At 69.0% G+C, this 24,884-nt stretch carries 23 protein-coding genes; 11 read left to right on the top strand and 12 right to left on the bottom strand.

What is annotated here, in order from left to right; translation table 11 throughout:
• Positions 1-163 precede the first annotated feature (163 nt).
• From P9K36_RS30100 to P9K36_RS30090, 3 genes are read left to right on the top strand one after another with little or no spacing between them, the layout of a single operon-like run.
• Positions 164-811 (top strand): TadE/TadG family type IV pilus assembly protein, encoded by a 648-nt coding sequence (locus P9K36_RS30100; RefSeq protein WP_078947025.1) that lies wholly within the window; start codon positions 164-166, stop codon positions 809-811.
• Positions 790-1,455, top strand: coding sequence for a TadE/TadG family type IV pilus assembly protein (locus P9K36_RS30095; RefSeq protein ID WP_043760461.1), 666 nt, complete (start codon positions 790-792; stop codon positions 1,453-1,455). The genes P9K36_RS30100 and P9K36_RS30095 overlap by 22 nt, the downstream gene beginning before the upstream one ends.
• The gene (locus P9K36_RS30090) at positions 1,427-3,136 is read left to right on the top strand and encodes a TadE/TadG family type IV pilus assembly protein (protein WP_278306328.1); all 1,710 of its coding nucleotides are present in this window, start codon (positions 1,427-1,429) and stop codon (positions 3,134-3,136) included. The genes P9K36_RS30095 and P9K36_RS30090 overlap by 29 nt, the downstream gene beginning before the upstream one ends.
• A 48-nt stretch (positions 3,137-3,184) precedes the next feature.
• Here the strand turns inward: P9K36_RS30090 and dksA are convergent, their stop codons facing one another.
• The 4 genes from dksA to P9K36_RS30070 all read right to left on the bottom strand — a co-directional run bounded on the left by dksA (position 3,185) and on the right by P9K36_RS30070 (position 7,655).
• Positions 3,185-3,604: an RNA polymerase-binding protein DksA gene (gene dksA, locus P9K36_RS30085; RefSeq protein ID WP_012322444.1), complete on the bottom strand. Its 420-nt coding sequence runs from the start codon at positions 3,602-3,604 to the stop codon at positions 3,185-3,187.
• Between the two features lie 182 nt (positions 3,605-3,786).
• The gene (locus P9K36_RS30080) at positions 3,787-4,794 is read right to left on the bottom strand and encodes a hypothetical protein (RefSeq protein ID WP_278306327.1); all 1,008 of its coding nucleotides are present in this window, start codon (positions 4,792-4,794) and stop codon (positions 3,787-3,789) included.
• Between the two features lie 2 nt (positions 4,795-4,796).
• Entirely contained in the window at positions 4,797-6,170 is a 1,374-nt protein-coding gene (locus P9K36_RS30075; protein ID WP_043381714.1) for an MBOAT family O-acyltransferase, read from the bottom strand.
• A gap of 237 nt (positions 6,171-6,407) precedes the next feature.
• Complete coding sequence (locus tag P9K36_RS30070; RefSeq protein ID WP_278306326.1) at positions 6,408-7,655, bottom strand: Hsp70 family protein; 1,248 nt, start codon at positions 7,653-7,655, stop codon at positions 6,408-6,410.
• Between the two features lie 155 nt (positions 7,656-7,810).
• Here P9K36_RS30070 and P9K36_RS30065 point away from each other — a divergent pair, with 155 nt between their 5' ends.
• Positions 7,811-9,307 (top strand): ATP-binding protein, encoded by a 1,497-nt coding sequence (locus P9K36_RS30065; protein WP_043381719.1) that lies wholly within the window; start codon positions 7,811-7,813, stop codon positions 9,305-9,307.
• A gap of 109 nt (positions 9,308-9,416) precedes the next feature.
• On the opposite strand, the gene P9K36_RS30060 is transcribed toward P9K36_RS30065, so the two are convergent.
• Positions 9,417-9,845 (bottom strand): flagellar assembly protein FliX, encoded by a 429-nt coding sequence (locus P9K36_RS30060; protein WP_043760456.1) that lies wholly within the window; start codon positions 9,843-9,845, stop codon positions 9,417-9,419.
• 242 nt (positions 9,846-10,087) lie between these two features.
• Between P9K36_RS30060 and P9K36_RS30055 the strand changes: the two genes are divergently transcribed.
• Genes P9K36_RS30055 through P9K36_RS30045 form a run of 3 tightly spaced genes read left to right on the top strand, consistent with a single transcriptional unit; the run spans position 10,088 to position 12,066 of the window.
• A complete protein-coding gene (locus P9K36_RS30055) occupies positions 10,088-11,224 on the top strand; it encodes a flagellar basal body P-ring protein FlgI (RefSeq protein ID WP_043352227.1) in 1,137 nt (378 codons plus the stop codon).
• 25 nt (positions 11,225-11,249) lie between these two features.
• Positions 11,250-11,606: a rod-binding protein gene (locus tag P9K36_RS30050; RefSeq protein WP_043352229.1), complete on the top strand. Its 357-nt coding sequence runs from the start codon at positions 11,250-11,252 to the stop codon at positions 11,604-11,606.
• Entirely contained in the window at positions 11,593-12,066 is a 474-nt protein-coding gene (locus P9K36_RS30045) for a hypothetical protein (RefSeq protein ID WP_043352231.1), read from the top strand. Before P9K36_RS30050 ends, P9K36_RS30045 begins: the two co-directional genes overlap by 14 nt.
• Positions 12,067-12,074: 8 nt before the next feature.
• Here P9K36_RS30045 and P9K36_RS30040 read toward each other — a convergent pair whose 3' ends face one another.
• The 5 genes from P9K36_RS30040 to P9K36_RS30020 form a co-directional block, all read right to left on the bottom strand.
• Positions 12,075-12,410 (bottom strand): hypothetical protein, encoded by a 336-nt coding sequence (locus P9K36_RS30040; RefSeq protein ID WP_043760453.1) that lies wholly within the window; start codon positions 12,408-12,410, stop codon positions 12,075-12,077.
• A 1-nt stretch (position 12,411) separates the two neighbouring features.
• Positions 12,412-12,672: a hypothetical protein gene (locus P9K36_RS30035; protein WP_043352235.1), complete on the bottom strand. Its 261-nt coding sequence runs from the start codon at positions 12,670-12,672 to the stop codon at positions 12,412-12,414.
• 151 nt (positions 12,673-12,823) lie between these two features.
• Entirely contained in the window at positions 12,824-14,419 is a 1,596-nt protein-coding gene (locus tag P9K36_RS30030) for a flagellin (protein ID WP_043760451.1), read from the bottom strand.
• Between the two features lie 2 nt (positions 14,420-14,421).
• Positions 14,422-16,278: a flagellar hook-associated protein FlgK gene (gene flgK, locus P9K36_RS30025; protein ID WP_043760449.1), complete on the bottom strand. Its 1,857-nt coding sequence runs from the start codon at positions 16,276-16,278 to the stop codon at positions 14,422-14,424.
• Positions 16,279-16,312: 34 nt separating this feature from the next.
• Positions 16,313-17,575: a flagellar hook-basal body complex protein gene (locus P9K36_RS30020; protein ID WP_043352240.1), complete on the bottom strand. Its 1,263-nt coding sequence runs from the start codon at positions 17,573-17,575 to the stop codon at positions 16,313-16,315.
• Positions 17,576-17,873: 298 nt separating this feature from the next.
• Between P9K36_RS30020 and P9K36_RS30015 the strand changes: the two genes are divergently transcribed.
• Both P9K36_RS30015 and P9K36_RS30010 read left to right on the top strand, forming a co-directional pair.
• Positions 17,874-18,341, top strand: coding sequence for a BLUF domain-containing protein (locus P9K36_RS30015; RefSeq protein WP_043352241.1), 468 nt, complete (start codon positions 17,874-17,876; stop codon positions 18,339-18,341).
• 9 nt (positions 18,342-18,350) lie between these two features.
• On the top strand, positions 18,351-18,809 hold the full coding sequence (locus P9K36_RS30010; protein ID WP_043352244.1) for a response regulator: 459 nt from the start codon (positions 18,351-18,353) through the stop codon (positions 18,807-18,809).
• 132 nt (positions 18,810-18,941) lie between these two features.
• Here P9K36_RS30010 and P9K36_RS30005 read toward each other — a convergent pair whose 3' ends face one another.
• Positions 18,942-20,555 (bottom strand): peptide chain release factor 3, encoded by a 1,614-nt coding sequence (locus P9K36_RS30005; RefSeq protein ID WP_043381739.1) that lies wholly within the window; start codon positions 20,553-20,555, stop codon positions 18,942-18,944.
• 185 nt (positions 20,556-20,740) lie between these two features.
• Here P9K36_RS30005 and P9K36_RS30000 point away from each other — a divergent pair, with 185 nt between their 5' ends.
• Both P9K36_RS30000 and P9K36_RS29995 read left to right on the top strand, forming a co-directional pair.
• A complete protein-coding gene (locus P9K36_RS30000; protein ID WP_278306325.1) occupies positions 20,741-22,270 on the top strand; it encodes a DUF1800 domain-containing protein in 1,530 nt (509 codons plus the stop codon).
• Entirely contained in the window at positions 22,267-23,454 is a 1,188-nt protein-coding gene (locus P9K36_RS29995) for a DUF1501 domain-containing protein (protein WP_043381744.1), read from the top strand. Before P9K36_RS30000 ends, P9K36_RS29995 begins: the two co-directional genes overlap by 4 nt.
• Positions 23,455-23,713: 259 nt before the next feature.
• Here the strand turns inward: P9K36_RS29995 and P9K36_RS29990 are convergent, their stop codons facing one another.
• Positions 23,714-24,760: a low specificity L-threonine aldolase gene (locus tag P9K36_RS29990; protein WP_043760444.1), complete on the bottom strand. Its 1,047-nt coding sequence runs from the start codon at positions 24,758-24,760 to the stop codon at positions 23,714-23,716.
• Positions 24,761-24,884 lie beyond the last annotated feature (124 nt).

The raw sequence follows: 24,884 nt of genomic DNA, 5'->3' as shown, positions 1-24,884 counted from the left end.
CGCAAGCCAATCGGGTCAACGGCGCCTCGTCGATCGCCCGCATCGATACAACCAAAAGTAGTAGTCCCTGGATAAACCAGCTCTCGCCGATCGAATTAAGAGTTTTGCAAAATCTTGGCCTCACATCGACTTGTATGGCCATGTCTGACTGATCTGCTTGCTCATGAACGCCCGAAGACACTTCAGCGCGCGGAGCAAAGCGACGTCAGGTTGTCTGCTGAAGAGCCTGGGGCGTGACGCCAGCGGCGCGGCCGCGGTGGAATTCGCCCTCGTGGCGCTGCCCTTTCTCGCGCTGTGCGGCGCGGTCATCCAGATCGCCTTCCAGATCTGGGCGACGCAGAACTTTGATCGCGCCCTGCAGAACGCGGTCCGGACGATCTTCACCGGCCAGTTCCAGCTCGACACGGCGGGTCAGACCGATCCGGCGATCCTGCTCGCGGCCCTGAAGACCCGGATGTGCGGTCCGGCCAGCACGCCCGTCGCCACGGTCTTCAATTGCCAGAACGTCAAGATCGACGTCGCGACGGCGAGCAGCTTCGCGAATGCCACCGCTGCCAAGCCGATCGATACCGCGACGGGTACGTGGAACACCAGCTTCGGCAGCAACTACAAATGCGCTTCGCCGGGGACGATCGTGATCGTCACCGCGGCGGTGCCGTTCCCGACCTTCTTCAACCTGATGGGTCTGAACACGCGGCAATTCACCAGCGGCTCCGCAGCGGGATCGAGCCTTCTGACCTCCACCGCGGTGTTCCGGACCGAGCCCTACCAGATCGTCGGAGGGAGCCCATGCCCGTCGTCTCCGTCCTAGCCCGCCAGGCAGCGCGGCTGCGGCGCGACGGGCGTGGCGGCGCGATGGTCGAGTTCGCCGTCATCCTGCCGCTCCTGCTCGCGATCTGGGCCGGCATGACCGAGGTGGCGCACGCCATCGACGAGTGGCGCAAGCTCACGCAGCTCGCCCGCACCGTGGCGGATCTGACGGCGCAGGGCGACACGCAGAACCCGATCAGCCCCACCTTGATGAACGACATCATCGCCTCCGCCACGGCGGTGATGCGCCCGTTCGATACGTCGAAGGTCACGATCGTGGTCAGCGCCATGGGCGTCGACCTGAAGAACCCGAGCCCGGTTCCGCTGGTCTGCTCCAGCGTCGCCAACGCCAACGCCACCGCGCGCAGCCCCGGATCCGCGGCCGACCTCACCGTCCCGGACGGCTACCTGACGCCGGGGATGCGCTACGTCCAGGCGGAAGTCACCATCAGCTACGCGCCGATGATCGGCAGCACCCTGGTCAAGCTCGCCAAGGGCGTCAGCGGCACGATCACATTCAAGAGCAGTGCGCCTTGGCCGACCCGCGGCGGAAAGGCCTACGGCGCCAACACGTACACCGAGGTCGTCCTTCCGGACACCAAACACGCGAATTGCGATGGCACAGTGGTTAATCGTGCGTCCTGACAGCGCGCCCAAGCCGCGGCGACCCCGGTTCTTCCACGATCGCGGCGGCAACGTCGCGCTGCTGTTCGCGTTCCTCAGCGTGCCGATGCTGATGCTCGGCGGCGCGGCGATCGATTACGGGTTCGCCACACGGCTGGAGACGAAGCTGCAGGCCGCGACCGATGCCACCGCCCTGCTCCTCTGCCAGACGCCGCTCGCCACGCCGCAGGCCGACCTCAACACCCTCGCCGTGACGACCATGACCGGCGCCATGGGGACCGCGAACCTCGTGGTCGATCCTCTGGCCATCACCAACAACCCCCGCAAGATCACCCTGACCACGCACAAGCTGTCGACGACCTTCTTCGGCGCGCTCACCGGCACCAAGCGGATCAATCCGGGCGCCGTGGCGCAATGCGCCACCCCGCTTCCGAAGACCTTCGAGATCGCGCTGGTGCTGGACAATACCGGTTCGATGGCGGAATCGAGCGGCGGCCAGTCGAAGCTCAAGGCCGTGCAGTCGGCTGCGGCGAACTTCGTGGACTACGTCTACACCAGCGCGGCCTTCTCCAGCGCGACCAAGATCGCGATCGTGCCCTTCGCCGGCGCCGTGGCGGTCGATCCGACGGCCTACCGCTACGCCTCCTGGATCGATCTGAACGGCATATCGAGCTACCACTGGACCAATATTGTCCAGTCGCCCCCCGCGCCGTTCAAGAGCCGCTTCGACGTCTTCGCCAAACTGCAGGCCGTCAACCGCGCCTGGGGCTGGGCCGGGTGCCTCGAAACGCTGTCGTACCCGCTTAACGTGCAGGACGGCGCGCCAACCGCCTCGAACAAGGATTCCTACTACGTGCCCCTCCTGGCACCGGACGAGCCGGGGGATGCCAGTGCGCAGGTCGCTCCCTTCCCAGTCGGCAGCCAGAATCCGACGGCCTACAGCTACAACAGCTACCTCGACGACCGCACCGGCGGCAGCTGCCAGAACAGCAATTCCTACACGACGGCGCTCGGACAGTCGTGCAAGTACGTCAACCCGACGGACGCCGTGTCCGCCTCTCCCCTCGGCATCCCGAACGGTCCGAATTTCGGCTGCACGACTCAACCGCTTCAACGGCTGACCAACAACACATCGACCCTGAAGACCCTCATCAGCAACATGGCGCCGCTGGGATCGACCAATATCCATGAAGGGTTCATGTGGGGCTGGCGCACGCTCTCGCCCAACAGCGTCTTCGCCGACGGACAGCCCTACGCGTCGAGCACGAACAGCTCGAACGCGTCGACGATCAACAAGGTCATCATCCTGATGACGGACGGCACCAACAGCTGGAGCGCCAATCCGTACGCGCCGACCGGATCGCTCTATTTTGCGGCCGCCTACTTCAAGAACGCCAACGGCACGACACCCAATCCGCGCATGCCGCCGAAATACCAGAACATCGCGGACGCGAACACGGCCCGCTCCGCCCTCGACGCCCTGACGGCCGAGGCGTGCAGCAACGCCAAGGCGGTGAACATCTCGATCTACACGATCGGATTCAGCATTCCGTCCGACCCGATCGACGCGGCGGGTCAGACCCTGTTGAAGAACTGCGCCTCGTCGGCCGACCAATACTTCCTCGCCAACACGTCGGACGACCTGATCAAGGCCTTCCAGACGATCCAGGCGAGCATCGGCGCGCTGCGCCTGACGCAGTAGACCGCCCGGTCGGAAAAAGCGGCGCCCCGGCGTTGAGCCGGACCGCGCTCAGTCGTCGCGGTAGACCCGCTCGCGGCGCTCGTGCCGCTCCTGGGCTTCGAGCGACAGGGTGGCGATCGGCCGCGCGTCGAGCCGGCGCAGGGAGATCGGCTCGCCGGTCTCCTCGCAGAAGCCGTAGGACCCGTCCTCGATCCGGGCGAGAGCCGCGTCGATCTTGCCGGTGAGCTTCCGCTGCCGGTCCCGCGCCCGGAGCTCGATCGCCCGGTCCGTCTCGGACGAGGCGCGGTCGGCGAGGTCGGGATGGTTCTCGTTCTCGCTCTGGAGCGCCACCAGCGTATCCTGCGCCTCGCGCAGGATGTCGTTCTTCCAGCTCAGCAGCTTGCGCCGAAAGTATTCGCGCTGCCGGTCATTCATGAAGGGCTCGTCGTCGGACGGGACGTAGCCGTCCTCCAGCTGCACCTTCGCCATGCGTCACCCTCGCTGGATGGTAAACCGCCCACCAGGGGATGGCCGGTGTGCGGCGATAACGTGAGGTGCCGTATAGTCGAGGTGCCTCAGCGCTACAACGCACACAGATGCAGGGGTTGTAACCGGCTGTCACTGCATCGCCGCGTGCGGCAAACAGGCCACGGTACAGATCTTTTACGCTGTCATCGGGTCCGCAGCCGTACGATCGCGGCGGCGATTTCAGCGGTGAGGCTTCGGGCGAGCGGCAGCCTGTAATGGGTCTGATCGAAGAACTGGTCCGGATCTGCCGCCGCGGACCGGCCGTCGCGCCAGTCGACCACCGTGCTCAGGGCGTGCTGCGCGAGCACCGCGCGCACTTCGGCCCGGCAGGCGGCCTCGGCCCGCGCCCGAGGGCTGCCGGGCGGCGGCTCGGCCCGCGCGTAGACCGGGGGAAAGACCACCACGACCGGCGTCCCCGCCGGGATACGGGCCAGCTCGGTGCGCAGCCGCGCTGCGATCGGGAACGGGCCGCCATGATGCGGCTCCGGCTCGGGTCCGACCGGCTTTTCCAGGGCCGCCTTCTTGGCCGGATCGACGCCGAAGCCCTGGCTCAGGTAGTTGCGCTCGTAATCCCACCAGCCGTCGGCCGCGGCGGTCTTGTGGCGCGGATTCAGGAGCCAGCCGAGGCGGTTGACCGTCTCCTGCGCGGCCGAGAAGCGGATGAGCCCCCTCAGATAGGCGGGCCAGTCGCCCACGAGCCAGTAGGGGAATCCATGCTCGCTCGGAAAGGCGGGGTCGTCCGCGCACCAGAATGCGTCGGCCGAGAGCACGATCGCGTCGGGACTCGCATGGTGCTTCAGATACCAGCCGAGCAGGGCGAACTGCTCGGAGGGACCGGTGGCCGGCACCGAGAGCTGCAGGAACGGAATGCCGGTGAGCCGCGTCAGGGCTGCCGGCTCGATCAGCTGGATATGCGAATTGCCGATCACCACGCCTGAATAGGCCGGATCGCGCCCGCGCATGGCCGAGGCGGTGCGGGGTCCCTGCGGCCGCACGGCGCCCCGGGACAGCAGCGTCGAGCGTCCGGTATCGTAGGGGTCGACCAAGACCGCGAGGGCCAGATAGCCTGCGAACAGGCCGACCATCGACAGCGCCAGGGTGCGGGCGAAGGCACGCCAGTCCCGGTCGGTGGTGGGGGGAGCGGGCGCCATCCTCAGAACTGGAAGTAGATGAACTCGTAGTTCGCATCGTCGCCGATCTTCAGCAGGACGAGCACGAACAGCAGCGCGAAGCCGCAGGCGAGGAGCCGCCGCGGCGGCAGGCGGTGCACCGCAGTCCAGGCGGTGGGCCCGACCGTGGCGACCAGGGCGGCGATGGCGATGGTGCGCCACTTGAAGCCCGAGCCTCTGGGCGCCAGCCCGAACAGGCCCTTGAAGATCACGAGGGCCGCCTCGAAGCTCGTCGCCCGGAACAGCACCCAGGTGAGCACGACGAACAGGCTGGTGAGCGCCCAGCCGAGGGGCGCGGGGATCGCGATCCGGGCGCGGCGCGCCAGCACCCCGGCCCCGAGGCCGATCCCGTGGAGCGCCCCCCAGGCGAGGAAGGTCAGGCCCGCCCCATGCCAGAGGCCGCCCAGCGTCATGGTGGCGGCGAGCGCCCCGACCTGCCGCGGCAGCCCGCGGCGGTTCCCGCCCATCGGCACGTAGAGGTAGTCGCGCAGGAAGCGCGACAGGGTCATGTGCCAACGCCGCCAGAAGTCGCGCAGGGAGGTGGCGCGGTAGGGCGCGTCGAAATTCTGGGGCAGGACGAGGCCGAACAGCAGCGCGATGCCCAGCGCCATGTCGGTGTAGCCGGAGAAGTCGAAATAGATCTGGAAGGTGAAGCCCAGCGTCGCCTGCCACGCCTCCACCACCGTGACGGCCTTGCCGGCGGCGGCGGCCTGGAACACGGGATTCACGTATTCCGCGAGCGGATCGCCGAGGAACACCTTCTTGGCCAGCCCCACCGTGAGCAGCATCAGCCCGCGGGCGAAGCGCTCGGCGGCGTCGGGCCGCGCGTAGGGCGCCTCGTCGAACTGGTGCATGATCTCGCTCCAGCGCACGAGCGGGCCGGCGAGAACCTGCGGGAAGAAGGCGATGTAGAGGGCGTATTTCACGAGCCCGAAGCTCGGCGCGCGGCCGGCCCGCAGGTCGGCGAGATACATGATGTGGTGGAAGGTGAAGAACGAGATGCCGAGCGGCAGGGCGAGGCCGAGCCGCTGCGCCTCCAGGCCGGGGATCAGGTTGGCGAGATCGGCTGCGAAATCGAGGTACTTGAACACCCCCAGGAGGGCGAGGTTGGCGGCGATGGCGACCGGGATCAGCCATCGGCCGGGCCTGTGCCGATAGAGACGGGCCACGCACCAGTTCGCCAGGATCGAGCCGGCGAGCAGCGGCACGAACCGGACATCCCACCAGCCGTAGAACACGAAGGACAGGCCGACCAGGAGCGGCAGCCGCCACCCGGGCGCGGCGCGCGCCACCAGCCCGTGCAGGATCAGCGCGGCCGGCAGGAAGGCGAGGAGGAAGACGAAGGAGTTGAACAGCATCGGGCGAGGCGGCGCGGAGGAGCCCGGATGGGCCGCCGTTGTCTCCGAGCGGAAGGGACCGCCTTGTCGGGGATCAGGGCCGGCCCGTCAATCGCAGCCGCGCGGTCGCGGCCATTCGGCAGCGCGGCGCTGCAGCGACCCCGTCTCCGGTCGAAGCGCCCCGGGTGATGCAGCCCTCTAGGTCATCCGGGCGACGCCGAGTGCCTGAGGGCCGGGCGACGTCACCCGGGTGCGGCTTCACGCTCCGCGACGGGCCGCCTCGATGGTCAGGCCGAGCCCTACCGAACCGAACGTGTCCCCCTCCACCACCCGGGCGGCGGGCAGCGCGGCCGTAAGCGCGGCGCGCAGATGCGGCAGGCCGGTGGACCCGCCGGTCAGGAACAGGGCGTCGACCCGGTCGGCCGGCAATTCCGCCTGCGCGAGGCAGCGCGCGATCCGGGCCGCCACGGCCCGCGCGAGGTCACCGGTCTGGGACGACAGGGTCGCGCGATCCACCGGCACGGAGAGGCCGCGCTCCAGAAGGCCGAGATCGAGCACCGTCGCATCCTGCTCGGAGGCCGCGATCTTGGCGCCTTCCACCGCTCCGGCCAGGGCGTGACCGCGCTCCCCCTCCACCGCCTCGCGCAGCCGCGCGAGCAGGTCGGGCCGGGCGCCGTCGCGGATCACCTCGTCGATCTCCCGCAGGGTCTTCTGATTGTAGAGACGGTTGATCGCCGACCACGTGGCGAGGTCGTGGTAATAGGCGTTCGGCACCGCGAGGTCGCCCCGGCGCATCGGGCTTCCGAGGCCGAGGAGCGGCATCACCGTGCCGAGGCTGAGCTGACGGTCGAAATCGGTGCCGCCGATCCGCACGCCGTCATTGGCCAGGATGTCGCCGGCCCGGTCCGGCCGCCCCCGGCGCTCCGGCGCGAGGCGCACGATCGAGAAATCCGACGTGCCGCCGCCGATATCGGCGACCAGCGCGATCTCCTCGGACCGGACCTGCCGCTCGTAGTCGAGGGCGGCCGCGATCGGCTCGTACTGGAACGAGACCTCCCGGAAGCCGACGTCGCGGGCAATGTCCCGCAGCGTGTCTTCGGCCCGGCGGTCCGCCTCCGGATCGCCATCGACGAAGTGGACCGGGCGGCCATGGACCACGCTGTCGAGGCTCTGGCCGCAGGCGGCCTCGGCGCGCTCCTTCACGGCCGTGAGATAGCGGGCGATGACGTCGCGCAGGCGCAGCCGCTGGCGGCCGACCGGTGTGGCCTCATCCATGAGCGGGGTGCCGAGGACGGATTTCAGGCCGCGCATCATCCGGCCGGACCGGCCCTCGACATAGGCCGCCGTCGCGGCCCGGCCGATGATGGGCTCCCGGCCGAGTTCGAAGAAGATCGCGCTGGGGATCGTCCGGTGCGCGCCTTCCAGGGGCAGCAGCGTCGGTCCGTCCGGGCCGTTATGCCCGAGGGTGGTGTTCGACGTACCGAAATCGAGGCCGCAGGCCGCCATCGTGTCGTAGATCCGGGTTCGTTCTGGGAGGCCGGTGGCCGTACAGGGCCGCGGCGTCCGGGTCCAGGCCGGGCGCGGCACGGCTGGTATGGCGGGAAGCGTGGACAGCGCGACGGCGGCGCACCCGGATCCGTCGGGCCGTGCTATGAGGCCTTATGCGTTCCGACATCGATCTCGGCCTGACCGGCGAGCGCCCCGCGCTCCTCGACCTCACCGAACTGCTCGCCACGCGGCTTCTGGTCCAGGGCAATTCGGGGTCCGGCAAATCGCATTTGCTGCGGCGGCTGCTGGAGCAGAGCGCCGGCCTCGTGCAGCAGGCGATCATCGACCCCGAAGGCGATTTCGCCAGCCTCGCCGACCGCTACGGTCACGTGGTGGTCGAGGCGGACGGCGACGACGTCGCCCTGCAGCGCATCGCTGCCCGGGTGCGGACCCACCGGGTCTCGGTGGTGCTGTCGTTGGAAAATCTCGACGCCGACGGGCAGATGCGGGCCGCTGCGGCCTTCCTGGGCGGCCTGTTCGATGCCGACCGCGACCATTGGTACCCGATGCTGGTGGCCGTCGACGAGGCGCAGCTCTTCGCCCCAGCGGCGGCCGGCGAGGTCTCGGACGAGGCCCGGCGCCTCTCGCTCGGCGCGATGACCAACCTCATGTGCCGCGGCCGCAAGCGCGGCCTCGCCGGCATCATCGCGACGCAGCGCCTCGCCAAGCTCGCCAAGAACGTCGCGGCCGAGGCCTCGAACTTCCTGATGGGCCGGACCTTCCTCGACATCGACATGGCCCGCGCCGCCGACCTGCTCGGCCTGGAGCGCCGGCAGGCCGAGACGTTCCGCGATCTACCGCGCGGGCATTTCGTGGCCCTCGGCCCGGCCCTGTCGCGGCGCCCGCTGACCATCGCGGTCGGACCGACCCAGACCGTGAGCCGGAGCTCCTCGCCGGTCCTCGTCCCCCTGCCCGACGCCCTGGAAGACGCCCGCGCGCTGATCCTCACGGCAAGCCCGGAGGAGATCGTGGCGCCGTTGGCCCCGCGCCCGAAGCCGCGCCCCACCCCGGCGCCGGACGTGCTCGTCCAGCTCGCCAATTACCGGCCGCCGGTGCCCGCCGAGGAGCCGGAAGAGGAGCCCATGGACCCGGAGGCTCGCGAGGCGGCCCTCGCCGAGGTTCTGGCCTCCGTGCTGGCAGATGCCGACGCCGCCGCCTGCACGCCCGCGACGCTCTATCAGGACTTCACCGTCCGCTGCCGCATCCGCCGACTGCGGGGCGACACGATGGGCCTGCCCGAGTTCAAGCGGCGACTCGCCGTGGCGCGGGCCGAGGCCGGGGGCGCGGTGGCGGACAATTCCGGCTGGGAGCAGGCCCAGGCGATCGCGGCGAGCCTGCCGGACGATCTCGCCGGCCTGTTCCTGGTGGTCGCCCGGGCCGCCATCGAGGGTGCCCCCTGCCCGACCGACACCATGCTGGCCGAGGCCTACGGCACCAGTTCGGGCGGCCGGGCGCGGCGGATGCTGGCCTATCTCGAGGAGCGCGGCGCCATCGTCACCCGCAAGGACCTGCGCGGCGCGCCGATCATCGCGGTGCCGGATCTCGGCGTCGAGACCGGACCGGGCGAGCCGCAGATGCTGCCGGCGGGACCGAAGCGGCGGGTGGTTTAGCCGGGCCGGGCTCGCGTCCGACGCAAAAGCTATCGCGCACGCCGCGAAGCGGCGCGCGGTGCCGCCGGCCGGCGTGCCGCTGTCCGCGCCGACGGTCGCGGACGCCCGGTCAGACGCCCCGGGCCATCTCCAGCTTGGCGAGTTCCACCGCGGCCCGCAGCTCGATCTCGGCCATCAGGCCGTCCAGCCGCGGATCTCCCGACAGGCCCGCGCGCTCGTTCAGCCGGCCGGCGATGGCGCGCAGCTCCTGCGGTGCGACGCGGCCACCGAGAAGCGCCGCCTTCAGTCGGTCGAGACCATCGAGAAGGTCGTGGCCGCGCTGGGCCGAGCGCCGCCGCCGCTCCTGGGGTGTATCGGCCTCGGACTGGAGAAGCAGGACCGCGTCCAGCCCGGCCAGCGTCGCGGCGGCTGCCGGCGCACCGGCCCCCGTCCCGGGAGCCGGGGCCGCACCGAGGCTGAAGCCGGCGCCCCCCTCGGGCTTCCGGGGAGCCGCGACGCCGCCGGCACTCTGGATCGGCTGGCGAGTCTCGACACGCATGATCCGGTTCGCGTTGCTCCAAGCGCCCCCGCGCAGGACCCGAAACTCGGCCCCTAGGGTTAAGCGCGGGTAAACGAGGCGGCAGAAGCTGCCGGGTCGGCAGGTTCGGTCCCGGTGCGCCGGAACGCGCCGCCGGGGACCCGGAGCGAAAAATACCATTCCTTCAAAGCCTTGCCGCACCGGCTCGACTGGCACGGCCCTGGCAGGATGGCGGCAGGTCCGTTCTTGGTCGAAAATCCGGCATGCGCCCGCGTCACGCGTTCTGTCCCCTCCGGTTTCTGCTCGGTGTCGTCGCGGGCGCCCTGCTGCTCGCCGCCCTGCCCGGGCCGGCGCTGGCCCTGTCGCGCGTCAAGGACCTCGCCTCCATCGAGGGCGTCCGCCAGAACCAGCTCGTCGGCTACGGGATCGTGGTCGGCCTCAACGGCACCGGCGACACGCTCAACAACATCCCGTTCACCAAGCAGTCGCTGCAGGCGATGCTGGAGCGCCTCGGCGTCAACACCCGCGGCGCCACGATGCGGACGCAGAACCTCGCCGCCGTGATGGTGACGGCGAGCCTGCCGCCCTTCGCCGCGCAGGGCACGCGGATCGACGTGACGGTCTCGTCTCTGGGCGACGCCAAGTCCCTCCAGGGCGGCACCCTGCTGGTGACGCCGCTCCTCGGCGCCGACGGCGAGGTCTACGCCCTGGCGCAGGGATCGGTGGCGATCGCGGGATTCTCGGCCGAGGGCGATGCCGCCAAGATCACCCGGGGCGTGCCGACGAACGGCAGGATCTCCAACGGCGCCAATATCGAGCGCGAGATCGCCTTCAAGCTGAACGACGCACGCGCGCTGCGGCTCTCCCTGCGCAATCCCGACTTCACGACCTCGAAGCGGATCGCCGCCGCGATCAACGACTTCATGGGCGCCGACACCGCCGAGCCCACCGACCCGGCAACCGTCACGATCCAGATCCCGACCCGCTACAACGGCAACATGATCCGGCTGATCACCGAGGTGGAGCAGTTGAAGGTCGAGCCGGACCAGACCGCCCGGGTCGTCGTCGACGAGCGCTCCGGCATCATCGTCATGGGCCGGGACGTGCGCGTCTCCACGGTGGCGATCGCGCAGGGCAACCTCACCGTCACCATCACGGAACAGCCGCAGGTGAGCCAGCCGGCGCCGCTGTCCAATGGCCGCACCGTGGTGGTGCCGCGCACCGGCGTGAAGGTCGATACCGGCGACGGCAACAAGCTCGCCCTGGTCAAGGAGGGTGTCAGCCTGCGCGAGCTGGTCGACGGCCTCAACGCGCTGGGTGTCGGCCCGCGGGATCTGATCTCGATCCTGCAGGCGATCAAGGCCGCCGGCGCGCTTCAGGCCGACATCGAGCTGATGTGATCAACCGGACCTGGAGGGTCGAACCATGCTGCAACTCGCCAGTCTCGCGGCCAATGCCGCCGGCATCGGGACCTCGGTCGCCGGGAGCGCCGTCGACGGGGTCATCAAGTCGGCCAGCAAGGCCAAGGCTTGGAAGACCGCCACCGAGTTCGAATCGATGTTCTTGGAGAACAGCCTGGATCGGCTGACCCAATCGGACGGCACCGAGGGACCGTTGGGCGAGAACGGCACCGGCGGCGGTGTCTACCGCTCGATGCTGACCAAGGAATACGCGACCCAGATCGTGAAGAGCGGCGGCGTCGGCATCGCCGATTCGATTTTCCGTGAGATCATGAAGATGCAGGGTGCGGCGAGCGAGGGAGCGACCAATGCAAAGGGCTGAACCGCTGCGCGTCGCGGACCGGGTCACCGCCGAGGCCCTGGTGGCCGGCGTGCTCGGCAACATGGCCGCCCTGGAGGCCGTGCTCGCCGAGGAGGCTGCCTTCGTCCGGGAGGGCCGCCTGCAGGAGGGCGTCGCCGCGGCCGAGCCGAAGGCCGCGCTGGCCGCCGCCTACATGCAGGGCCTCGAGGTCGCGAAGGCGAACGCCGTCGCGCTGAAGCGCTTCCATCCCGACGGGGTCGAGGCCCTGCGCACGGCCCATCGCCGTTTCACCGCGGCCGTGGAGGCCAACCAGACGGTGCTCGCCAGCGCCAAGACCGTATCGGAAGGGCTGATCAAGACCCTGGCGGAGGAGATCGGCCGGGCTCAGCTGCCGTCCGGCTACGGCCGGCAGATTCCGGCCCCCTCCCCGTACGGCCGTGGCGTGCGCAGCGGACCGCTGGTCCTCTCGCGCAACCTCTGAGCCGCGCCTCAACGGCGGCCGGTGCCGATCCGAAGGTAGGTCCGCACCTCGCCGAGATCCGTGTCCGCGCGGTTGTCGATCGCGAGGCGGCCGGCGACGGCCGGCGCCGCCGCCACGCCATGCCCCGCGCCCAGATCCGCTCCCGCCGTGACGCGGCCCGAGATGCGGATGCAGCTGCCGCTCCCCGGCAGGCGCACGAAGCCCGGCCCCTTGGAGGGGCACGGCACAGGTCCGGGCGTCTTGGGCAGGTCCCGGAGATCGAGGGCGGCGGCCGTCCCGGCGCCAGACAGGCCCGCCGCGATGAGAGCCGCCATAACCGCCAGCATGCGGAGCCGGCCGCGCATCTCAGGCGGCCTGGCGCGCGAGATTCCGGTGAAGCTGGTCGATGTACTGCTCGACCTCGCCGATGAACGGATCGAGATCCGGCTCGTGGATGCGCAGACGGGCGAGGTCGCGCAACAGGATGTCGAGGGCGATGGCGCGCTCGCCGGGATGGGCATAGCCCGCAAGATACGCGTCGACGGCCTGTTCCACCATCCCGATCGCGCCGATCCGCGGCGCGATCCCGAGGCGAAGGACGAGTTCGATGGGTCCGGGCAGCGACATGCCGACCTCTCCTCGATCGAATCACGGCGCGTGGGCGCGTCCGCACGCCGCGGTTCAATCCCGGAAAACGGCAGGACTATGGTCGCTCGGGCCGATCGCGGATCTTTCGGATACCGGCCGCGCTCGGTCGGGGACCAATCCCCGTGAACGATCAGCTGATGTAGTTCACCAGTGACAGCTTGGAGAGCGTCGAGGTGACCTGATAGCTGGCCTGGAGCCGGTTCTGCACGTCGAGCAGCTTGGTGATCACCTCCTCGGGGGAGGCCTGCTCGATTCCGTCCAGGGTGTTCTGGACGGTGTTCTGGGTGGCCTTGTTGGTCGTACTGGCGTTCGAGAGGCGCGCCGATGCGATGGTCAGTTGCGTGACCGTGTCCTGGACGCTGGGGGTCTGGCTGGCGGAAGCCAGCAATCCGCCGGCCTTGGTCGCGACGGCCTGATAGGTGTTGTAGGTGCTGGCATCGTTCGTGGTCGGCAGGGCGTAGGCCATGGTCGCCAAGCCCGCCAGCACGTTCTGGATCTCGGCCGTGTTGGCCCGCGCTCCCGTGCCGACGGTGCCGGTCGCGCTGATCTGGACCGACTGGGTGTCGATCGCAGAGGTCGGCTCCGGCGGCGTCTTGGACGTGTCGTAGGTGTTCTCGCCCTGGTACCAGAGCACCGTCGTGTTCGGGTCGGGGCTTGCATATCCGACCGGGTTGGTTCCGGAATAGACGACCCGCTGGGGGATCACGCCGTTTCCGCCCGGCCCCCCGTTCACGGACCCGCTGAAGAACTGCGTCGCCGCGTCGGCTGTGGCCTTCACCGCGAGCGTGCTGCTCGCCGCGCCCGTCAGCGCCTTCGTGAGGGTGTCGGAGAGGTTCTTCATCGTTTCGGCGGAGTTGGCGCCGATCGCGAAGGTGGAGTTCGAGCCCGCAACCACGCTGGTCGCTGCGGTCAGCGTGATGGTCGTGGACGTCCCCTCGGGTGTCACCAGCGAGAAGCTGATGCTGTCGCCGGGGGCCGGCTGAGCGCTCGCGCTCGTCAGATTGACGGTCAGGGTCGCCGGGACCGTGCTCGAGACAGAGGCGGTCAGAGCTCCCGTGGCCGTCGCGGTGCTGCCGAGGGTGAAGCCGAAATTGCCGCGCGTCCCGGGGTTCGATTCCTCCGTGACCTGGATCGGGATCGCCGTCGACGCGCTCTGCGTCAGCCGGCCGTTCCCCTGGGTGCCCAGCTGTGCGCTGACCCGCTCGTTGATGACATCCGTGAGGCCGTCGAGCGTTTGGCCGGTCGAGTCGGTCGATCCGTTGAGGATCGTGTTCGCATCGAGCACCGGCTGGGTCTCGGTGTTGGTCCCGCCGAACAGGTAATTGCCCGCCGCCGACTGATTGAGCGTGTCGAGCACCGTCTGGAGGTTGGCCAGCGCCGTCGCGCGGCCGGACACGGAGTTCGCCGCCACGCTCTGCAGGCCGTTCTGCAAGGTCGACGCGGTGCTCGTCCCGATACTCGCCACCTGTGTCAGGCTCGTCACCGCCAGGTTGGTCCGGGTCTGGGCCGCGGTGATGCCGCTGGCATAGCCGTTGAGGGCGCTCAAAGTGGCCTGAGCCGCCAGCGCTGTGGAGCGACCGGAGCCGAGCCCGCCATAGGTCTGCGAGACCTGACCGCTGGAGAGCTGGTTCGACAGGTCGTTGAGCTGGTTCTTCAGCGTCAGGAGCTGCGAGGCGTTGCGATTCGTGATGTACGAGCCGGCCGCGAAGGGGGTGATCGTCGTCATGATCAGATCTGCAGCAGCTGGTTGAGCATGTCGCGGGCCGCCGTCAGCACCCGGGCGTTGGCGCCGTAGGCGGTCTGCAAAGCGATCAGATTCGACATCTCCTGGTCGATATTGACGCCCGCCCCGGCGGAGAACCGGCTTTGGGCGGTGGAGAGCGCCGTCTGCTGGGTGTCGTCGATCGCCGACGCGTTCGCGGAGGCCGCCCCCTGGGTCGAGACGATGTCCTGCGCGAAGCCGATCACGGTGGCATTGTAGGGCGCCGAGACACCGCCGATGCCACTGGACGACGAGAAGGTCTGCTGGGTGGAGGTCAGCGCCGCGAACAGCTTCTGGGCGCGTGACCCGGAGGCGCTGGGATCGGTGGCGCTCGTCTGGGTGAGCGCCGCCGTGTTTCCGGACAGGGCGGCATTGACCGTGATGCGCTGGGCGAATCCGGTGAGCTGCGAGCCATTGTCGAGCGAGCCGGTGTAGAGCTTGTTGGGCGTACCGTCGACGAACAGGGCGAGCGACGGGTTGCCCGAGGTCAGGTCACTGACCGACGACATCGGGGTGATGTTGGCCGTCGCCGACGTCACCGTGTCGGAACTCCCGGCCGCCGGCCCGATCACCAGAGCGGCGCCGGTGCCCGAAGCCGCAACTTTGGCGGAGAGACCGAGATTCCCGAGGGCCGTGTTGATCGCGCCGGCGTAGTCCGATCCGCTGCTCGGAATCTTGAACGTCTGGACGAGGGCCGTGGAATCCTTGGTCTGGCTCGCGGGGACTGACGTGGCGTCATCGTTGGACGCGACCAGGATGACGTTGCGCACCGTGCCGTTCACCGTCACCGGGAAGGTCAGGGTGTTGCCCGGCTGGATGCCGGTCAGGTCGATGGACGTCTGCGTGCCGTTGGACGTGCCGGTGACGGTCTTGTCGCTGAGCGCGCTGGCCAGGCCGGCCGCGAGGTCGTCCAGCTGACGTTGCGCCTGCGGCAGGGTCTGGTCGCGCAGTTCGATCCCGGCGGCCAAGCTCCCGGAGCGCAGCACGCCGGGGGCGCCGAGATCGATCTTGCCGCCGCCCGGCAGCGTGGCCGTGATGGTGCCGACCGTGCGCTGCGTCGGATCGGTGGAATAGGCGGAATTGGCGTCGAGGATCCCGCGTCCGTCGAAGCTGAGCGTCGCCGCGTTTCCGTGATCCACCAGTGTGACCCCCGACCGGGTCATCACCGAGACCGTTCCGTCCCTCTGATCGGACGTCTGGACATCCATGTAACTGGACAGGCTGTTGATCGCCTGGTCGCGCTGGTCCTGAAGGGCGGTCAGCGTGGTGCTGTCGGTGTTGTTCTGGATCTTGCCGTTCAGGGTCGCGATATTGGCCAGCAGCGTGCTGGCGGCGCTCGTATCGCTGCCCAGTTGCGATTCGATGCCGGTACGCAGGTTCTGAACAGTGCCGGCGGAACTGTTGATCAGGCTCGCGAGCGAGGAGGCGTTGCCCAGCACCGTCGTGCGGGCGGCCGCCGAGGTCGGATTCGCCGCGAGTTCTTGAAGCGACTGCGTGAAGGTGTTCAGCGTACCGTCGAGGGAGGTCGAACTGCCCGGCGTCCCGTAGAGGGCATCGAGCTGGGTGGCAATGCCGGCCTTGGTGCTGGTGTAGGCAGCCCCCGATGTCTCCAGCCGGAGCTGGTTCAGGGCCGCAGCGTCGAAGCTGCGGGTGATCGTCCCGACGGCGACACCCGAATTGTTGGTGCCGGTGGCGACCGTCGAGACCGTCCGCTTGACGTAGCCCGCAGTCCCCGCATTGGCGACGTTCTGCGAGACGATGTTGATGGCCGCCTGCGTGGCGGCCAGACCCGCGGTCGCGGTCGAAATCGCGTTCAGCGACATATCACGGCCTCCGCGTCGCGAGCCCCGGCCTCAATCAGCGAATCACGTTCAGCAGATCAGACATCATCGTCTGCGCCGTCGACATGACCCGCGTGTTCGCAGAGTACGCCTGCTGGGTTACGATCATCTTAGAAAATTCGCTGGCAATGTCGGTATTGGATTGCTCGATGCTGGCACCATTGATCGTGCTGCCGTTGAGACCGGTGAGCGGCGGCCCGGAATCGGCCGTCTGCAGATAATTCCCCTTCCCGTCGGCCTTCAGCCCGTCGGGATCGGCGAATTGCGAGATGCCCACGGTCGCGACGGGAATCACCGAACCGTTCGAGAATGTGCCGTTGATCTTGCCGTCCTCACCCACGGCGACGCTCATCAGGGTGCCGGCACTATTGCCGCTCTGGCTCAGCGCCTTGGTGGTCACGGCACCGCTGGCATCCGCGTATTGGGTCAGCCCGCCGCTGATATCCAGGCTGAGCGACGAGAAGGTATAGTCGCCGATCTGCACGCCGGTCAGCGGTACCGGCGTGGTGGAGGCCGGGCTCGTGAGCTTACCGGTTGAGTCGAACGTGAAGGCCGGCCCGGTCTGCGTCCAAGACGGCGTGTCGGTGGTGCTGCTGTTGTAGTACAAGTCCCACGACGAGGGCGAGGTGCCGGCCGTCGTCGTCTGAACCCAGCGCATGCTGATCGTCACCGGTGCCCCGGTCGTGGTGTAGCCCGTGATCGATGGACCGGCGATGCTGTTGGGTGGCTGAGCCGAGGCGCTCACCGTGGGCGTGGCCGGCAGGTTGGCCGAATACGTGATCGTCTTCGTCTCTTGCGCCGGAAGAGTCAGGTTGCCGATGTTGACGGGGCCCGTGCTGGTGACCTGACCGGTCGTGGGATCGAGGTTGGTCCCGGTCAGGTACCCACCCGCGCCGTTGACCAAATAACCGTCCTTGTCCTGCGAGAAGTCGCCGCGACGCGTGTAGACATTCGCGCCGCTGAAGGTTGGCGAATTGTTCGCGTCACCGGTCTTCTGCACCACGGTGAAGAAACCGGTGCCGCTGATCGACATGTTGGTCGGTACGCTGGACGAGACCACGTTGCCGGCAATCGTGTTCGTCAGCTGCGACTGGGCCAGGACGGATCCGGCGACCTCGCGTTTCGGCGTCGTCTCGGCCATCAGATCGACGAAGCTGGTGTCGATGCGCTTGTAGCCGGTCGTCTGCGAGTTCGCGATGTTCCCGGAGATGTTGCTGATGGCATAGGACTGCGCCTGGAGACCGGAGACCGAGGTCTGCAGGGCGGAAAAAAGATCCATGGCGAACGATCCCAATACGCGCCGCTCTGGCCCGCAGGCTCGATGCGCCGCAACCGGCATGCCAGGGCTAAGTCTTTGATATTTCGGAGCCGCGGCGTTCCGAACCCGGCAGGGTTCGCCGGGCGCGGCGGCGGTCCCGGCAGATCCTGCCGGGTGGGGTCCAAGCCCGGTCAGACGCGATCGGGCCGCGTTTACGCGGTGTTATTCCACACGCGCGAAGATACGGCCGGGCCAGGGCCACGCGCGGTGCGTCCTGACCGGAAGCGTCGAACGGATACGGATTTCGGATCTCGGGATCATGCGGGCGAAACGGACGAGCCTCGTCCACATCATCTACTTCTCACGCCTGAACCTCTCGTCTGAACCGGCGAAGAGGTCCGAGCAGATCAATGAAATCGGCCGGACCGCCCAGAAGAAGAACGAGTTTGCGGTGATCACAAGCTTCCTGGTCATCGAGGGAAATTTCGCCTGCCAGGTGATCGAAGGCGAGCGCTCGTCGGTGCACGAGACCTTCGACCGGGTGAGCGCGGACAGCCGCCACCGGGATGTCCAGATCAGCGAGTGGCGCGAAATCGCCAAGCGCGAGTTCGTCCACTCGTTCAAGAGCGCGCAGCGTACCGCCGGCAACGACACGCTGTTTGCGAAGGCCAACCTTCTGCCGATGCTCCAGCGCGGCACGCCGAAGGCATCCGCGATCCACGGGCTTTGCCTGTCGCTCCAATCCGACGCGATGTCCCGGCAGGGCATCGACCATCTTTTCATCTGAGCCGCGCCGATGTCCGAGAGCGATACGCCCCCGATCCTCATCGTCGACGATCAGGAGAAGCTTCTCCGGCTGATCGTGATGCTGATGACACGCATCGGCTTCCCGGATGTCGAGGGCGTCACAAGCGCGACGGAGGCCCTGGAGCGGATGCGGCAGCGCCGCTACGCCCTGGTGATCTCCGACCTCGACATGGAGCCGATGGACGGGCTCAGCCTGCTGCGCGAGATCCGGGCCGACGACGCGCTGATGAACACGCCCTTCATGCTCACCGAATCGTCCTTCGACTTCGAGGACATCAACCTCGCCCACCAGGCGGGCGCCGACGCCTTCATCCTCAAGCCCTTCGACATGGCGGTGTTGAAGTCGAAGCTGAAGCAGGTGCTCAACCGCAAGCCGCGCAAACGCGAAATGCCGATCGCCTCGGAGTCGAGTCTGAGCGTCGAATTCCCGATGCTCGGCAAGTTCTGACGCGGCCCTGGCGTCGCGGGGGCGGCACAGCGGTCCGGGCAGCGCCGCCGCGATGAGCGTGGCGCCGTTGGATTGTTACGCCGCGCGCGACGACGCGCGGCGCCCGCTGTCGGAGCGGGGCTCCGGACCGGCTCACACCGCCCGCTTCTGATAGTCCTTCACATCGGTGAAGCGCACCGCCGGGTAGCGCTCCTCTTCGTAGCGGAGCGAGAACGCCGTGGTCGCCATGAAGACCGGGGCCCCGTCGAGGTCCTTGGCCATGGCCGAGCCGTGCGAATCGACGAACTTGTCGAGTTCCGCCTCCGAGTCGGACGACACCCAGCGGCAGACCGAGAACCGCGAGGTCTCGTAATCCACCGGCAGGCCGTACTCGGCCTGGAGCCGTTCCTTGAGCACGTCGAGCTGGAGCGCCCCGACCACGCCGACGATCGCCTGGCTGCCGTCCTGCGGCACGAAGACCTGGACGACGCCTTCCTCGCCCATCTGCTGCAGCGCCTCGCGGAGCTTCTTGGCCTTCATGGCGTCGGTGAGCTTGATCCGGCGCAGGATCTCGGGGGCGAAGCTCGGCACGCCGCGGAACACGAGGTCCTCGCCCTCGGTGAGCGTGTCGCCGATCCGGAGGGTACCGTGGTTCGGGATGCCGACCACGTCGCCGGCATAGGCCTCGTCGGCGATGGCCCGGTCCTGGGCGAAGAAGAATTGCGGCGCCGAGAGCGAGATCGGCTTGCCGGTGCGCACCAGCCGGGCCTTCATGCCCCGGTTGAGCTTGCCCGAGCAGACCCGCATGAAGGCGATCCGGTCCCGGTGGTTCGGGTCCATGTTCGCCTGGATCTTGAACACGAAGCCGGTCATCCGCGGCTCGGTCGGCTCGACGAGGCGCTTGTCGGCGTCCTGGCCGCGGGGCGGCGGGGCCACCTTGGCGAGACCGTCGATGAGGTCGCGCACGCCGAAATTGCGCAGCGCCGAGCCGAAGAACACCGGCGTCAGGTGTCCTTCGCGGAACGCGTCGAGGTCGAAGGGCTTCAGGCCGCCCTCGGCCAGCTCCACCTCCTCGCGCCACGCGTCCGCCGCGCCGTCCTCGGTGAGCAGCTCGTCGAACAGCGGGTCGTCCGGGCCGGACACCGCCACCATCCCGGCATCCTCGGCGGCGTCGAGCCGGCGCACGCGGTTGCCGCCGAGTTCGTAAGTTCCCGAGAAGTTGCGGCCGGTGCCGATCGGCCACGTCACCGGGGCGACGTCCAGCGCCAGCGTCTTCTCGATCTCGTCGAGCAGCTCGAACGGGTCCCGGGCCTCGCGGTCGAGCTTGTTGATGAAGGTGACGATCGGGATGTCGCGGAGGCGGCAGACCTCGAACAGCTTGCGGGTGCGCGCCTCGATCCCCTTCGCCGCATCGATCACCATGACGGCCGAATCGACCGCCGTGAGCGTCCGGTAGGTGTCCTCCGAGAAGTCCTCGTGGCCGGGCGTATCGAGGAGGTTGAAGACGCAATCGCCGTACTCGAAGGTCATCACCGAGGTGACCACCGAGATGCCGCGCTCCTTCTCGATCCCCATCCAGTCGGACCGGGTCGAGACCCGGTTGCGCTTGGCCTTCACCTCGCCGGCGAGCTGGATCGCGCCCCCGAACAGGAGCAGCTTCTCGGTGAGCGTGGTCTTGCCCGCGTCCGGGTGGGAGATGATCGCGAAGGTGCGCCGCCGCGACACCGGATCGGCCGGCCTCGCCTCGGTCTTGGTCTGCATCAGCATGGAGCGAACGCTCTGGATCGGCGGAACGTGGTGGTGCGCGGCGCGGCATTCGCGCGGTCTCGGGATCGTGTAGCGGCAAGCCCCGATATTGGCAAAGACGCCGGCAGGATGGGGCTGCCTTTCAGGCACGGTACAGGGACACGACACCACGCTGCCCCGACCGATCCACGCACCGCGAGGCTGCGATGTCGCGCGCCGCAACACGCTGTTGTCTGGTTGCTGGTCTGTTGGTGGCCTGGGCGGGCCCGGGGCCCCGTGCGGCCGACGCGTCGCCGCAGGCCGCCGCGGCCAATGTTGCCTTCCTCGATGCCCTGACCTGGGGCGCCACCCCGTCTGCCTTCGCGCAGCTCACCGCGGAGGGGCGGGCACGGTGGCTGCAGGCCCAGCTCCATCCGCCGGCCGAATCGCGCCTGCCGCCCGCCGCCCAGGCGCAGGTCGACGCGCTGACCCCGCCGGGCAGCCTGTTCGAACGGGCCCAGGCGCTGGATGCGCAGGCCAAGGCGTTCAAGGACATCCAGGACCCCGACGCCAAGAAGGCCGCCCAGCAGGCCTTCCAGGCCGCGCTGAACATGGCCGCGCGGAACGCCGCCTCCGTCTGGGTGCTGCGGGCGCTCTACAGCCCCGATCAGCTGCGCGAGCGGCTGACGTGGTTCTGGTTCAACCGGTTCAACGTGCATCAGGGCAAGTCCACCCTGCGCGCCGCGGTGGGCGACTACCTCGACACCGCGATCCGCCCGCACGTGCTCGGGCGCTTCCGCGACCTGCTGATGGCGAGCCTGCGCCACCCGGCGATGCTGCGCTACCTCGACAACGACGCCAACGCGGCCGGCCGGCCGAACGAGAACTACGCCCGCGAGATCATGGAGCTGCACACGATGGGTGTCGGCTCCGGCTACACGCAGGGCGATGTCGAGGCGCTGGCCCGGATCCTGAGCGGGGTCGGCATCAACATGAAGCCCGAGACCCCGAAGCTTCGCCCCGAGCATGCCGCCGATTTCCGCCGGGACGGCCTGTTCGCGTTCAACCCCAACCGGCACGATTACGGCGACAAGGTCTTCCTCGGGACCCGCATCCAGGGACGCGGCTGGCCGGAGATCGAGGAGGCGGTGGATCTGATCGCCCGCCATCCCGCCACCGCCACCAACGTCTCCCGGGCGCTCGCCACCTACTTCCTCGGGCAGCCGCCCGACGACGCCCTGGTGGCGCGGCTCGCCGCCGTCTTCACTCGCAGCGACGGCGACATCGCCGCGGTGATGGAGGCGCTGGTGCGCGAGCCGGCCTTCACGGCCGAGCGCGGCGGCGCCTTCAAGGACCCGGTGCGCTACGTCTTCTCCGCCCTGCGCATGGCCTACGACACAAGGGTGATCCGCAACGCCGGCCCGGTGCTCGGCTGGCTGAACCGCCTCGGCGAGGGCCTGTTCAACCGGTCGACGCCGGACGGCTACCCCCTCGACGCCGCCGCCTGGAGCGGCCCCGGGCAGCTCGCGACGCGGTTCGAGATCGCCCGGCAGATCGGGTCGGGCTCGGCCGGCCTGTTCAAGCCGACGCTGCCCGATCAGGCCGAGGAGCCGGCCTTCCCGGTGCTCGCCAACGGGCTCTACTTCTCGACGCTGTCCGGCACCCTGTCGGCGGCGACGCGGGCGGCGCTCGCCCAGGCGGTGTCGCCGCAGGACTGGAACACCCTCTACCTCGCCTCGCCGGAGTTCATGCGATGAACCGTCGCGACCTGATCCGCGCCGCCGCGGCTTTCGGCCTGTCCACGGTGGCCGGCCGCGTCTGGGCGGCCCCCAAGACCGATGCGCGCCTCCTCGTGGTGTTCCTGCGCGGCGCCTACGATGCCGCCAACGTGGTGATCCCCACCGGCAGCGACTTCTACTACCGGTCGCGGCCGAACCTCGCGATCGCCAAGCCGGACGCCGCCGACCCGAAGGCCGCCCTGGCGCTCGACGCCGACTGGAGCCTGCACCCGGCGTTGCGCGAGACGCTCCTGCCGCTCTACGCCAAGGGTCAGGCCGCCTTCGTGCCCTTCGCCGGCACCGACGACATGACCCGGAGCCATTTCGAGACCCAGGACACGATCGAGATGGGCCAGACGGTCGGGTCCGGCCGCGACTACAATTCCGGCTTCATGGCCCGGCTGGCCGCGGAGCTGACCCGGGTCCGGCCGATCGCCTTCACGGATCAGATGCCGCTGATCTTCCGGGGCGGCGAGACGGTGCCCAACATCGCCATCAACGGCGTCGGCAAGCCCGGCATCGACGACCGGCAGGCGCGCCTCATCGCCGCCATGTACAGCGACACCAAGCTGGCCGCCGCCGTGACCGAGGGGTTCCGGGTGCGCGACGCGGTCTACCAGACGATTTCCGACCATGCCGGTCAGGCCGACCGCGGAGCGGTCTCGCCCAAGGGCTTCGAGCTGTCGGCGCGGCGGATCGGCCGCCTGATGCGCGAGAACTTCAATCTCGGCTTCGTGGATGTCGGCGGCTGGGACACGCACGTGAACCAGGGTGCCGGCACCGGCTACCTCGCCGACCGGCTCGGCGAGCTGGGGCGGGGCCTGTCCGGCTTCGTCGAGGAGATCGGGCCCGGCTGGTCCGACACGGTGGTGGTCGTGCTGTCGGAGTTCGGGCGCACCTTCCGGGAGAACGGCAGCCGCGGCACCGACCATGGCCATGGCAGCGTCTACTGGATCCTGGGCGGCGGCGTCCGGGGTGGGCGAATCGCCGGACCGCAGGTGCGCGCCGACGAGGCGCACCTGTTCCAGAACCGGGACTATCCGGTGCTCACCGATTACCGGGGGCTGCTCGGCGGGCTGTTCCGGCGCCTCTACGGGCTCGATCAGGCGAGTTTGCGCCGGATCTTCCCGAGCGCGGAGCCGGCGGATCTCGCGCTGCTGTAGGGGGCAAGCAGAAGACTGAGGCGTCGCACCCGGCCCACTTGAGACTGGGTATTCGGGGCCGCCGTCATCGCGAGCGCAGCGAAGCGACCCAGGGCTGCACGACATCGGCAGGCGTCGCGCGAGACGGGGTTGCTTCGCTGCGCTCGCGAGGACGACCGTGCGCGGGCCGCGCCAGCGTCTTGATGCTCCTCAGGAAAACCCGACACCAGCGTGCGAAACACCGTCGGTGGGGCGGCTCCGCACTCCCATGTCCACCCCGTCAGGCCGCCGCGGCGGCCAGCGTGCGCAGGTCCCGGACCAGCTCGTCCACCCGCTCGGGGCGGGCATCCCAGGCGAACATGAAGCGCGCCCCGCCGCCGATGAAGGTGTAGAACCGCCAGCCCCGGGCGCGCAGGCCCTCCATGGTGGAGGCCGGCATCGTCAGGAAGACGGCGTTCGCCTCCACGGGAAACAGCGCCCGCACCCCCGGCAGCCCGGCGACGGAGTCGGCGAAGTGCCGGGCGCAGGCATTGCCGTGGGCCGCATTCCTCAGCCACGCGCCGCTCTCCAGCATGCCGACCCAGGGGGCGGCGAGGAAGCGCATCTTCGACGCGAGCTGGCCGGCCTGCTTGCACCGGTAGCCGAAATCCTCGGCGAGCTTGCGGTCGAAGAACACCACCGCCTCGCCGGCATGCATGCCGTTCTTGGTCCCGCCGAAGCACAGGACGTCGACACCCGACCGCCACGTCATGTCGGCCGGGCTGCAGCCCAGACTCGCGCAGGCATTGGCGAAGCGAGACCCATCCATGTGCAGGGCGAGCCCCAGTTCGCGGCCGGTCGCCGACAGCGCCCGCAGCTCGGCGAGGCTGTAGACCTGTCCCGTCTCGGTGGGCTGCGTGATCGTCACCACCCGAGGCCGCGGAAAGTGGATGTCGCTGCGGTTCTGGGCGAGCCCGCGGATCGCCTCCGGCGTGAGCTTGCCGCCCTCGGTCCGGACGGTGAGCAGCTTGGAGCCGTTGGAGAAGAATTCCGGCGCGCCGCACTCGTCGGTCTCCACATGGGCCGAATCGGCGCAGATCACGCTGTGGTAGGATTGGCACAGCGCGGCCAGGGCCAAGGCGTTGGCGGCGGTGCCGTTGAAGGCGAAGAACACCTCGCATTCGGTCTCGAACAGGTCCCGGAACGCGTCCGCCGCCTTGGCCGTCCAGGCATCCTCGCCATAGGCCGGGGCGTGGCCGCGATTGGCCGCCTCCATGGCTCCCCAGGCTTCCGGGCAGATGCCGGAATAGTTGTCGCTGGCGAATTGCTGCGAGTCGTCGTGTCTCATCCGCGCAACCTAGCACGACGCAGACGCAGATGGATCGCGCGGGCAGGTTGGAACTGGTGCGCGCTTGGTGTAATAGCCCCGTCAAGGCGTGAGCTCCACGCCGATTCGGAAACCGACGTTCCCG

It is taken from the genome of Methylobacterium sp. 391_Methyba4 (assembly GCF_029691625.1).
Classification (GTDB): domain Bacteria; phylum Pseudomonadota; class Alphaproteobacteria; order Rhizobiales; family Beijerinckiaceae; genus Methylobacterium; species Methylobacterium fujisawaense.
The sequence above is the reverse complement of the archived record's forward strand: the minus strand, read 5'-3'. Positions and strand labels throughout refer to the sequence as shown.